This is a genomic window from Paracoccus saliphilus, assembly GCF_028553805.1.
GTDB lineage: Bacteria > Pseudomonadota > Alphaproteobacteria > Rhodobacterales > Rhodobacteraceae > Paracoccus > Paracoccus saliphilus.
This window is the reverse complement of record NZ_CP067141.1, coordinates 232,182-242,883: the sequence shown is the minus strand read 5'-3', so window position 1 is coordinate 242,883 and position 10,702 is coordinate 232,182. Positions and strand designations below refer to the sequence as shown.

The window sequence follows — 10,702 nt, the reverse complement described above, 5'->3', positions numbered from 1 at the left end:
TCTGCCTCTCATTTCGCGCGGCTGCTGATGCGTTTGTTACGCTTTAAGCCGTCTTATTCTGTTTGCTCCGTAAATAAATGCCTCGAAGTCCCGATTCTCGCAAGTATTTTTTGCATGCACCCCCGATATCTGGTGGCAAAGCCGGGATCAGGCACTAGGCGGGTCACGGGTGTTTTCCATGTTCAACAGTCTTTTCATTTGTTGAACATGGGTGTATTCAACAATTAGGGGAATCGTTGAACATGTCCGAGCGTCATAGCCAGATCGCCCATGCCGCCTATCACGACCTGCTGCGCGCCCTGCGCGAAGAGGCCGTATCCGACCTGCGCGGCACGCCGACGAAGGTGACGCGGAACGGGCGGGTCTATTGGTATGACAGTTTTCGCGTCGGCAGCGAGGTGCGCAAGCACTACATCGGCGAGGACAGCGATGCCTTGCGCGCCCTGATCGCCCGCCACCGCGAGGCCCGCGCCCCGGCACAGGATCGCCGCCGCGCCCGCGCAAGGCTGGTGCGGCTGCTCCGGGCCGAGGGGTTCCTCGGCCTCGACCCCTCGACCGGCAGCCTGATGGCGGCGCTGGCCGGGGCAGGGGTGTTCCGCCTGGGCGGCACGGTGGTCGGCACCCATGCCTTCCGGCTGTATGAGGGAGAGCTGAACCTGCGCTATGACCTGACGCAGGCGGCGCAGACCGACGATCTGGACATCGCCAGTTTCGAACGGCTGTCGCTGGCGCTTGAAGACGCCGCAGCCCCGCCGGTCCAACAGGTTCTGGGCGATTTCGCCTTCAGCCCGGCCCCGAGCCTGGAGCCCGGCCGCAGCTGGCGCTGGCGGCAGACGGCGGGCAACGCGCTGGTCGAGTTTCTGACCCCGGCCTTTGGCGCAGAGGGGTTGCGCGAGCTTCCCGCGCTTGGCGTGCAGGCGCAGGCGCTGAACCATCTGAACTACCTGATCGCCGAGCCGATCCCCGCCGCCATCCCCTATCGCAGCGGCGTGCTGGTCCAGATCCCCCGGCCCGAGCGCTATGCCATTCACAAGCTGATCGTTGCGGAACGCCGCCGTGACAGCGACCGGATCAAGGCGCAAAAGGACCGCGCGCAGGCCGCCTTCCTGATCGCGGCGCTGGCAGCGGATCGCCCCGAAGACCTACTGGACGCGCTTGAAGATGCCCGCGACCGCGGTGCGAAATGGCGCGACCGGATAGACGCCAGCCTGGCGCGCCTGCCGGACACTACGGTGTTGCTCCGCTCGCTCTAGGCGCTGTTCGTCCCTTTCTTCATTATGCGTATATGCCGCAGATTATTGATATCTGTTTCAACTCTGCATCAGATAGGTTTTCGCCAACCGATTGAAATCATATAAGGAAATACTGCAAGCGCACCAATCAAAATGCAGAGCCTTCTACCACGCGCCGCATTGCGGTTTTGGCGCGCGGCGCGTGGGTATACTGATCGTCCGCGGATAGTTGGCTGGCTGATGGTCGAGCGGGCCCTTTCACAGCCCGGCGGCTTTCGTCAGGTTGACGCGAAACCGGTCACGTTGGCGCTGATAGCGGCGGGTCATCTCTGCTGAGGCATGGCCTAGCTGCTTTTGGACATAGCGCTCATCGACTTCTGCCGAGGAGGCGAGCCCGGCGCGTAGGGAATGGCCTGAATAGAGTTTCAGCCGCTCGGCCTCAGACAATTCAGGACGTAGCCCGGCATCGTGCACAGTGCGCTTGATCAACCGGGCCACATGCCTGTCATTCAGACGTTTCCCCAAGGCATGATTGCTATCACGCGAAACAGCCACGAAGACCGGTCCAGCATGAATTTTGCCGAAGTGGAGCCATTGTTCCAGCGCATGGACCGGACAGGTCTGGTCGCTGGACCCGCGTCCAATCTCCACCTCGCGCCATCCGGTCTTGGTGTTCAGCGTGAGCAGAACTCCGTCGTCAAGGATCTCGATCCAGCCCGCGCTATCCAGTGTATCGTCGTGGCCGACATCGAGGCTAATAATTTCGGACCGGCGCAATCCGCCCGCGTAGCCGATAAGCAGGATCGCCCGGTCGCGTAGGCCACGCAGATCGAAGGGTAGGGTGGCCAGCATGGCATGAATATCGCTGGGTCCGAGCGCTTCCTTCTGGTGGGGCGGGCGGGCATGTTTGCGCCGAATTCCAGCCAGAACGGTGGTGATGTGGCGATTTTTGCGCTCCAGCACGAAGCCGCGCTGTCGGTACGCCCAACCCAACCCGGAGAGGCGCCGTTCGATGCTGCTGGCGGCCAAGCCTGGGCAGTGATCCTGTGGTGCAGCGAGATCGGCTAGGTAAAGGCCGATTAACTCGGACGAAGGAGGAAGAGGATCTGCGCCGCGGCGTCGGCACCAACGAGAGAAATCCGCCCAATCCTGAGCATAGGCCTTGTGGGTATTCTCGGCAGTTGCATGGCGAGCATAATCGCGGGCGGACTCAATCAGCCGGTCGAGGGTACCAGACCCGACCAGATGTACCGGTAGAGCGATCTGATCAAGATCGGGATAATCGCTCTCGTCCTTTTCCTGCCCTTGCGCTGCGTATTTGGCTGATAATGGTGATTTCTGCTCTGTTTTGGCCATGATTTGCCATTTCTCTCATCTATGTCCGATAATACAATATTATCGGACACATCATAAAACTGCAAGGCCCGGCGCATATACGCAAAAAATCTTTCTTAAAGCGCCGTCATATGGTAAACGTTCCGCATGGATATGAGGAATGATGTCGGCTCCGAAGAGGACCTCACCGGGACGTTTCGCTTCGATTTGCCGCCCGGATGGATACGCGCCGAGACCGCGCAAGACGCTGACCAGGCACGGTTTCTGGCCGGGGCGGCGCTCGCCAGTCTGCATCCGGTGGGGATGGGACGCGCAGCGGTGCCGATGGCACTGTTATGCGACCGGATGGCGCTGCTGGCCGCCGAGGCCAGTCTGCGACTGATGGGACGGCCCGCCGGGCTGGCGGCGTTGCGTGATGCCGTGCATCTGATCCGCCCCGGAGAGCACTCGGATCCGGCCGGCGGCGTGGCTCAAGCCTGGCGACGGGCGGCGCGGCAACAGCTGGAGCCCGGGACAGGGGAGACCGCGCCGCTGGCGGCCGCGGCGACAGCCTATGAAGACAGTCGGGCCGATCATCCCGGCGATTTGCCGGGCGCCCTGATGGCGGCGGAGGCGGCGCTGGCCGGAGCCTTGGGTTGGCCGTCTTTGCTGCCGGTGCTCACACTGGGCTTTTCGAGACGTGACCTGGCGCTCTGCGGCGCGGATCTGGAACTGGCCTGCGCGCGGGCGGTGGTGACATCGGCGCCGCGGGCGCAGCGCCTGGCGGGTGACCTGACACGCCGCGCGGCAAAGCTGCGGGCTGTGGCGCCGAAGCTGCGGGCAAAGGCAGCGCCGGCGGCTTTGGATTTGCTGCTCAAGGTCGATGCGCTTACCCCGGCGCTGGCACTTAGCCCGGTGGTGCAGGGCAGCGTCGCGCGCATGTCGGACCGGGCGGCGCGGCGCTTCTGTGACCGGCTGGCGGGACTGGGCGTGTTGCGCGAGTTCAGCGGCCGCGCCGCGTTCCGGATCTATGGGTTGTAACGATGGGCGGGGTGGAGCTGGATCGGGAACTGGACGATCTGCCCGCGGCGCTGCGCTGGCGCGAATGGCTGCGGCGCATCGAGGCGGTGCTCTTCGCGTCGGCCGAGCCGGTCTCGCGCGAGGTGTTGGCACGGCTGGTGGGGCAGGGGGCCGCTCTCGACCTGCTGCTGGACGATCTGCAGGCGGAGCTTGTCGATCGGCCCTATGCGCTGCACCGGGTCGGGAATGGCTGGGCGCTGCGCACCCGCCCGGCCTATGCCGATGCGATCCGCGCCGCCGCCGGTCCCGACCCGGACCCAGTGCCGCTGCGCGAGGGAGAACTGGCGCTGCTGGCTGCCATTGCCTGGCACCAGCCAATCACCCGGGCCGGACTGGCGGCACTGTTCGGCGGCAAGGTCAGCCGCGACGCACTGGCGCATCTGCGCGCCCGCGAGCTGATCGCGCCCGGCCCACGCAGCCCGGAACCGGGCGCGCCGCAGACATTCGTAACCACCGAGGGGTTTCTCGACCTGTTCGGGCTAGAGAGCCTGCAGGACCTGCCGGATCTTCCCGCGCGCCAAGTGGAGGACACCGAGGATCCCGACGCCGCGTTCGGCTTGCCCCTTGGCGAGGAGGAGGCGTAATGCATCCTCCTGCTATTGACATGCCCGACTGATCCCAGGGACCGGTCCGAGCCAGCGGGGCCAGATATTCGGGTGGGCTCTCTACCATTTATCAGCCGCGTGAATCCATTCGCCCGAACCGATTCAGAAAATGCGTTGGACCGGTGTTGTCACGTTAGCTCACCGAGTTTGCAAGTTAGCATGCGGGTCGTTGATCAAGGAGCATTTGCCGCGGATTTCCATGCCTCCAATGCTTCGAGCCGATGGTAGCGGATGGTGAGAGCGGACCGACGGCGGGCTGGAACAGAGAAGGAATTACGGGTTGCGGACTGTATAGAGACGAAGCGCTGCAATCCACCCGGTGATCGGAAGCCCTGCATTACTCGCTCTCGTTTTCGGAAGGGCAAATGGCTGTTCTCTGCGCGGTTATTCAGCCCCTTATGTGACCAATGATCAAGGCTGGGAGCCACCTCACGTTTGGCGGCACCATAAGAGCGCAGTTTGTCCGTAATGATCCTTTTGGGAACGAACCCCCAGCGCTTCATCAGCTTGATCAAAAGCCGCTTTGCGGCGCGCTTGTCTCGCCTCGATTGGAGGCTCTCCTCAAGAATGACCCCGTATTGATCAACCGCGCGCCACAGCCAGTATGACCGGCCCGCGATCTTCACAACGATTCGTCCAGATGCCAGACGCCGGGGCGCGGCTGCCGTCGCCGTAGAACGTGGGCGATTAGGTGGCCGAACTTGACGATCCAGCGTCGGATCGTTTCATATGAAACGTCCACGCCACGTTCCAGCATCAGTTCCTCGACCTCGCGCAGGCTCAAGTTGAACCGGACGTAGAGCCAGACAACATGAGCAATGATCTGAGGCGGAAACCGGTGTCGCTTGTAGCTGATTTTCAAGGTCTGCATCGACATCGCCTACGCCCAGATCAATGAACCAGCAACCTCAGGCCCGTTAACGTGACAACATCCTTTTCTCCTTTCATGGACAGGTCATCCCATATTACTCTGGATGGTGTCTTACCGGACTTATACAACGGCCAAAGGCAGGTCCGTTCTGTTAGAGATGCCGGGTCTCGTTTGGTTGCATGCTCCAATTGTCGTCCCGGCCATTGAAATAGTTCACCGGCGCTTCGGCAAGCTCAACAGGGTCCACATCATCGAGACAGACCAAACTGACGGAATAGAATGCCGCGCCATCAGGGCCTTTGCCTTGGCCAAAAACAGCGATCCCGCATGTGGTGCAGAATCGGTGATGAACAGAACCACTTGCAAACTGGTAGTCCGCAAGTTTGTCCGCTCCCGACTGTAATCTGAACTGTTCAGGAGAAACGAACGCGCACCAATATCGACGCTTTAAACAGATGGAGCAATTACATTTCGCGGTTCCCGCGTCGAGATCGATATCTGTTTCGAATTGTACCTGGCCGCAATGACAACTTCCTCTATATGTTCGGCATGTCATTTATGCCTCCTTGGAGATTTTCCGGTTTAAGTCTCATTCGAATAGCATAGAGTCAGTAAAGACTAACTGAGGCTTGAACGATCGCAAAGTCCCGCATTGAAGCCGAGTGACGCACTCTTTGGCTTCACCCTGCCAAGCCGAGAAATAGCGCTAGGGAGCGGCTGACGCCGATCATGTCAAGATCATCGAGATGGCCGAAGGAGGGTCCAATTTTTTCGGTCTTCACCGTCATCGGCTTGTCCAGCATGATCTGTGACGGCGTGCGGAGTCCGTTATCGGACGATGGCTCAACCGTTGGTCTGAGGAGCGGCGCATCAATCAGAGTTGAGGTAAGAGGCAGGATCACCACCGATCCGAGCTCATCAAATTGATCCGACTGGATGATCAGCGCCGGGAGCGGCTTGCCATAGTCACCTTGAAGGGCGACTGTCACAAGATCGCCGCGCTTCACTGCCACTCATCCAGATCGTTCAAGGCTGCATCCATGAAGTCCGACAGATCGGCGTCGCCCCGATCTGAGGCGGCGATCAACGCGGCCTGCCGCCGGCACTCCGCAGCGAAGCCTGGGCGGCGCGTATCGGGCACCCAGATTTGGACAGGGCGTAGGCCCGCAGCGCGCAGGGCGTCCCGGCGCTTCTGGACACGTTCAGAAACAGGGCTTGGCATGGCTGATCTCCCTTTCGTTACATGTAACAAGGGAGCGACGCAATTTCAATCCCGAATGGGCCAACCGTTTCGCCCGCTCCCTACCTTTTTAACCGAGATCAGCAAATGGCTGCCATACCGGCCTCAATTCATCAGCCTGGAGAATCCGATCGCTTGAATTGATTCCGAAAATGCGTTGGACTTGGCGGCCAAGCGCATGGCAAACTGACGATATGCAAGCGCCTGACCCGATACATCTTACTCGCACAGATCCGGCCTGCAACATGGCGCGGTTCTACCATCTCGAATTACAGCCCGACCTATTCGGTGGTATCAGATTGGTTCGCAGTTGGGGCCGGATCGGAGGTTCGGGCGAGGTCCGGCAGAGCTGGTTTCCCTCGCTGCTGGAAGCTGAGGGTGCCCGCGGCGGCTGGTTGCGTCGAAAACTGGCGCGCGGGTATATGACCGATTAGCTGCGGAACAGCCGTAATAGGTTATAGGAGTCAAGCAGGTGGTGACACCATATCATGATTCTGGCACGGTTCTGTTACGGGGTGCCAGTTCAGCCTGAACGGTCTGATGCAACCTGATCGACCACCTTGACGACAGCCTCAACCAGGGCCTGTGGTTTATATCCGTGCTTTGCCGGGGTCAGGCCCATGCGCAGGATAACAAGGTCACGTGAGGGTATGATGGCGATGGACTGCCCGTCATGCCCGAGCATCCAGAAGGCGTCGGTCGGGATGTCAAAGCCGGCATTAGGGTTCGCATCTTCTGGCCGGCGTTGATTATGTGACCGCCCCCCGACGGCATCGATGTGCGAAGGTGGGTCTGCAGTGATCCACAAAGGAGGACGGTCATGTCGGAGATCATCACGGTTGGGCTCGATCTGGCGAAGAATGTGTTTCAAGCGCATGGAGCTGATGCATCGGGCCGCGCGGTGTTGCGCAAGAAGCTGCGGCGAGCGCAGGTGCTGGAGTTCTTCAGCCAGTTGCCGGCTTGCGTTGTCGCGATGGAAGTGTGCGGCGGTGCGCATTTTTGGGGCCGTGAGATCGGGAAGCTCGGCCATGACGTTCGGCTGATCCCCCCGGCCTACGTCAAGCCTTTCGTGAAGCGTCAGAAAAACGATGCGGCCGATGCCGAGGCGATCTGCGAGGCAGCAACGCGTCCGACGATGCGCTTCGCGCCTGTGAAGAGCGAGGAGACGCAGGGCGCGGCGATGGTGTTCCGCGTGCGTGAGCTTCTGATCCGGCAGCGGACTCAGGCCATCAATGCACTGCGCGGCCATTTGAGCGAGTTCGGACAGGTGGTGCCACAGGGCGCGAGCAACGCATCGAAGCTGATTGCAATCGTCGAAGACCCGGAACGCGGCTTGCCAGCCGATGCCGTTCCCACACTCAAGGTGCTGATCGCGGCGCTGGCCCAGCTGGAGGCAGAGATCGTCAAGCTTGATGCCGAGATTTCACGTCGAGCCAGGGAAAACGAAGTGGCGCGGCGCCTGATGACGGTGCCGGGCATCGGTCCTTTGATTGCCACGGCCATTGCCACCCTTGCGCCGCCACCCGAGACTTTCCACAAGGCCCGGGATTTTGCAGCCTGGCTCGGCCTCACACCCCACCATCAAGCCCAAATCGCATGCAATGCATGCACCGTTTTCAACGCAAGTATTGGCTTTCGACATTGCCGGAAACAATGGCATTATACGATCTCGTCGCGACCACGAAGATACGGTGGCGGATCGAGCGAGACTATCGCGAGCTCAAGCAAGAACTGGACCTAGGCCATTACGAAGGAAGAGGTTGGCGAGGATTTCACCATCATGCCAGCCTGTGCATTGCCGCCTATGGTTTCCTTCTCTCTGAACGGGAGACAATTCCCCCCTCAGGATTTGTCACCGCCGGGAACTGCGAGAAACCTCCCATTCCCTGCGGTTCCCGACCCGGCAAAGCCACCGATACGGCCCGAACGGCACACTGCAAACTCGATCGCGACGCCGCGTAAAATGCTCACTGTCGCGCTCGCTCGCCGATTAATGCGATGTCCATGCTGTGCTCAAGTCAATCAATCGTTTGTGACGTAGTAAGATTAGCAGGTTGCTGAATTAGTCCGCGGGCCGGAACGGTTTCCCTTCGTGGTGACTTTCGGCGTTTAACGTCGGGTCCTGCGAGGCCGGAGGGATGCTTACCGATCCTATGGCGGATTTCAGCCTTAAATCCCGGTCTGACAGCCGGGCAATTGACGAACCTCATTCCGGCCTTGAAATCACGTTTTTTTCGAATCTAATTCATCGGGACTCCTCGAAGCATACGAGATGCGACCAGCCTCGAAACGAAAGAAAGCCGAGAGCCCCGATGTCCCGACCCAACTTGGCCCCGATTACCGAGCTGTATGTGTCCTTCGATTCCGCGCAGAAGATGAGAGCGGAGGCAGCCGATCTGACCAGCTGGGATCTCTCGCCGCGGCAAATCTGTGACCTCGAACTTCTCATGAACGGCGCGTTCAATCCACTCAAGGGTTTCATGACTGAGGCCGATTATGAACATGTCGTTGACAAGATGCGCCTGTCCGACGGCACACTCTGGCCGATGCCGATCACGCTCGACGTCAGCGAGGAATTCGCTGACAGGATCAAGCTGGGTCAGGATATTGCCCTGCGCGACCAGGAGGGGGTGATCCTTGCCACCCTGACCGTGACCGACCGCTGGACGCCCGACAAGGCGGAAGAGGCCAGAAAGGTTTTCGGCGCCGACGATACCGCACATCCGGCGGTCAATTACATCCACCATACCGCAGGCCCGGTTTATCTGGGTGGGCCGGTCACAGGAATTCAGCAGCCGGTGCATTACGATTTCCGCGGTCGGCGCGACACACCGAACGAGCTGCGCGCATATTTTCGTAAGCTGGGCTGGCGCAAGATTGTCGCCTTCCAGACCCGGAACCCGCTGCACCGGGCCCATCAGGAGCTGACCTTCCGCGCCGCCAAGGAAGTGGAGGCAAACCTGTTGATCCACCCGGTTGTGGGCATGACCAAACCGGGCGATGTCGATCATTTCACCCGTGTGCGCTGCTATGAAGCGGTGCTCGACAAGTATCCGGGCTCGACGACCACAATGAGCCTTTTGAATTTGGCCATGCGGATGGCCGGTCCGCGCGAAGCACTTTGGCATGGACTCATCCGCCGCAACCATGGCTGCACACATTTCATCGTTGGTCGAGACCATGCCGGACCGGGCAAGAACAGCCGTGGAGAGGATTTCTACGGGCATTACGATGCTCAGGACATGTTTCGTGAGCACGAGGAGGAAATTGGCATCAAGATGGTCGATTTCAAACACATGGTCTATGTGCAGGAACGTGCGCAATACGAGCCGACGGATGAGATTCCGGACAGGGACAAGGTCACGATCCTGAACATCAGCGGAACGGAACTGCGCCGCCGTCTTGTGGAGGGGCTCGAGATTCCCGACTGGTTTTCCTTCCCCGAAGTGGTGACCGAATTGCGCCGGACCAGGCCGCCGCGTTCGAAACAGGGGTTTACCGTTTTTTTCACCGGCTATTCTGGATCGGGCAAATCAACGATCGCCAACGCGCTCCTGGTCAAGCTGATGGAGATGGGCGGGCGTCCGGTGACTTTGCTGGATGGCGATATCGTGCGCAAGAATCTCAGCTCGGAACTGGGTTTTTCCAAGGAACACCGCGATCTCAATATCCGCCGCATAGGCTATGTTGCAAGCGAGATCACCAAGAATGGCGGTATCGCCATATGCGCACCGATTGCCCCTTACGCCGCGACCCGGCGCGCCGTGCGCGAGGAGATAGAAAGCTACGGGGCCTTTGTCGAGGTTCACGTCGCTACCTCGCTCGAGGAATGCGAGCGACGCGACCGGAAAGGTTTGTACAAGCTGGCGCGCGAGGGCAAGATCAAGGAATTTACCGGTATATCGGACCCTTATGACGACCCGCAGAACCCGGAACTGAGGGTCGAGACTGAAAGGGCCGACGTTGATAACTGTGCCCATCAGGTGATTCTCAAACTCGAGCAAATGGGCCTGATCGCGGGCTGATCCCCGCCCGGGTACTGAGCGGATTATCTCCGGTGCGCATAACCGTTATGTCTGCACTTGGCAAAAGAAGCAGAGGATCCAGAAGATCAAGCACTCTCAGTTGATCTGGCCAGCATCTTGCTCCCAATTCTGGGGCTTGATCAAGCGGGTAAGGATATAGGTCCTCACCTATTGGCTGCGGCAAAGGAGATGGGGGTTTCCAGAAGTTCTGTGTGGGAAACCGCAGACCGTGATGAACTGCTCCGCCGTGCAGATGCGATATTGCAAGCCACCCTCCGGCATCCTGTGGATATCCAGTAATTAAGGAGGGCACAGTGACACTATGGTTTACGCAG

At 60.0% G+C, this 10,702-nt stretch carries 9 protein-coding genes and 3 pseudogenes; 7 read left to right on the top strand and 5 right to left on the bottom strand.

Translation table 11 applies throughout. From position 1 onward, the window contains the following. Nucleotides 1-242 precede the first annotated feature (242 nt). Complete coding sequence (locus JHX88_RS22235; protein ID WP_076526812.1) at nucleotides 243-1,253, top strand: nucleotidyltransferase family protein; 1,011 nt, start codon at nucleotides 243-245, stop codon at nucleotides 1,251-1,253. 237 nt (nucleotides 1,254-1,490) lie between these two features. Here the strand turns inward: JHX88_RS22235 and JHX88_RS22230 are convergent, their stop codons facing one another. Continuing rightward, complete coding sequence (locus JHX88_RS22230) at nucleotides 1,491-2,588, bottom strand: tyrosine-type recombinase/integrase (RefSeq protein WP_076526811.1); 1,098 nt, start codon at nucleotides 2,586-2,588, stop codon at nucleotides 1,491-1,493. A 126-nt stretch (nucleotides 2,589-2,714) separates the two neighbouring features. On the opposite strand from JHX88_RS22230, the gene JHX88_RS22225 reads away from it, so the two are divergent. Both JHX88_RS22225 and scpB read left to right on the top strand, forming a co-directional pair. Further along, nucleotides 2,715-3,587 (top strand): DUF1403 family protein, encoded by an 873-nt coding sequence (locus tag JHX88_RS22225; protein ID WP_272848309.1) that lies wholly within the window; start codon nucleotides 2,715-2,717, stop codon nucleotides 3,585-3,587. Nucleotides 3,588-3,589: 2 nt separating this feature from the next. Beyond that, on the top strand, nucleotides 3,590-4,210 hold the full coding sequence (gene scpB, locus JHX88_RS22220) for an SMC-Scp complex subunit ScpB (protein WP_076526810.1): 621 nt from the start codon (nucleotides 3,590-3,592) through the stop codon (nucleotides 4,208-4,210). A gap of 194 nt (nucleotides 4,211-4,404) precedes the next feature. Here the strand turns inward: scpB and JHX88_RS22215 are convergent. The 4 genes and pseudogenes from JHX88_RS22215 to JHX88_RS22200 form a co-directional block, all read right to left on the bottom strand. Then, nucleotides 4,405-5,102 (bottom strand): annotated as a pseudogene (locus tag JHX88_RS22215) (IS6 family transposase). Nucleotides 5,103-5,253: 151 nt separating this feature from the next. Further along, a complete protein-coding gene (locus JHX88_RS22210) occupies nucleotides 5,254-5,658 on the bottom strand; it encodes a GFA family protein (RefSeq protein WP_076526809.1) in 405 nt (134 codons plus the stop codon). A 124-nt stretch (nucleotides 5,659-5,782) separates the two neighbouring features. Continuing rightward, on the bottom strand, nucleotides 5,783-6,109 hold the full coding sequence (locus JHX88_RS22205) for a type II toxin-antitoxin system PemK/MazF family toxin (protein WP_076526808.1): 327 nt from the start codon (nucleotides 6,107-6,109) through the stop codon (nucleotides 5,783-5,785). Beyond that, nucleotides 6,106-6,324, bottom strand: coding sequence for an antitoxin MazE family protein (locus tag JHX88_RS22200; protein WP_076526807.1), 219 nt, complete (start codon nucleotides 6,322-6,324; stop codon nucleotides 6,106-6,108). Before JHX88_RS22200 ends, JHX88_RS22205 begins: the two co-directional genes overlap by 4 nt. A 263-nt stretch (nucleotides 6,325-6,587) precedes the next feature. Between JHX88_RS22200 and JHX88_RS22195 the strand changes: the two genes are divergently transcribed. From JHX88_RS22195 to JHX88_RS22175, 4 genes and pseudogenes are all read left to right on the top strand, one after another. Next, nucleotides 6,588-6,776: a WGR domain-containing protein gene (locus tag JHX88_RS22195; RefSeq protein WP_419182377.1), complete on the top strand. Its 189-nt coding sequence runs from the start codon at nucleotides 6,588-6,590 to the stop codon at nucleotides 6,774-6,776. Between the two features lie 386 nt (nucleotides 6,777-7,162). Continuing rightward, nucleotides 7,163-7,930, top strand: a pseudogene (locus JHX88_RS22185) (IS110 family RNA-guided transposase); the annotation flags it as partial. A 35-nt stretch (nucleotides 7,931-7,965) separates the two neighbouring features. After that, nucleotides 7,966-8,304: pseudogene (locus JHX88_RS22180) on the top strand (transposase); the annotation flags it as partial. A 350-nt stretch (nucleotides 8,305-8,654) separates the two neighbouring features. Next, complete coding sequence (locus JHX88_RS22175) at nucleotides 8,655-10,367, top strand: bifunctional sulfate adenylyltransferase/adenylylsulfate kinase (RefSeq protein WP_076526805.1); 1,713 nt, start codon at nucleotides 8,655-8,657, stop codon at nucleotides 10,365-10,367. Nucleotides 10,368-10,702: the final 335 nt, after the last annotated feature.

Bases quoted from the DNA above. Each gene is read 5' to 3' on its own strand.
- JHX88_RS22200 (WP_076526807.1), bottom strand. From the start codon at position 6,324: ATGCCAAGCCCTGTTTCTGAACGTGTCCAGAAGCGCCGGGACGCCCTG.
- JHX88_RS22195 (WP_419182377.1), top strand. From the start codon at position 6,588: ATGGCGCGGTTCTACCATCTCGAATTACAGCCCGACCTATTCGGTGGT.
- scpB (WP_076526810.1), top strand. From the start codon at position 3,590: ATGGGCGGGGTGGAGCTGGATCGGGAACTGGACGATCTGCCCGCGGCG.
- JHX88_RS22175 (WP_076526805.1), top strand. From the start codon at position 8,655: ATGTCCCGACCCAACTTGGCCCCGATTACCGAGCTGTATGTGTCCTTC.
- JHX88_RS22230 (WP_076526811.1), bottom strand. From the start codon at position 2,588: ATGGCCAAAACAGAGCAGAAATCACCATTATCAGCCAAATACGCAGCG.
- JHX88_RS22210 (WP_076526809.1), bottom strand. From the start codon at position 5,658: ATGACATGCCGAACATATAGAGGAAGTTGTCATTGCGGCCAGGTACAA.
- JHX88_RS22225 (WP_272848309.1), top strand. From the start codon at position 2,715: ATGGATATGAGGAATGATGTCGGCTCCGAAGAGGACCTCACCGGGACG.
- JHX88_RS22235 (WP_076526812.1), top strand. From the start codon at position 243: ATGTCCGAGCGTCATAGCCAGATCGCCCATGCCGCCTATCACGACCTG.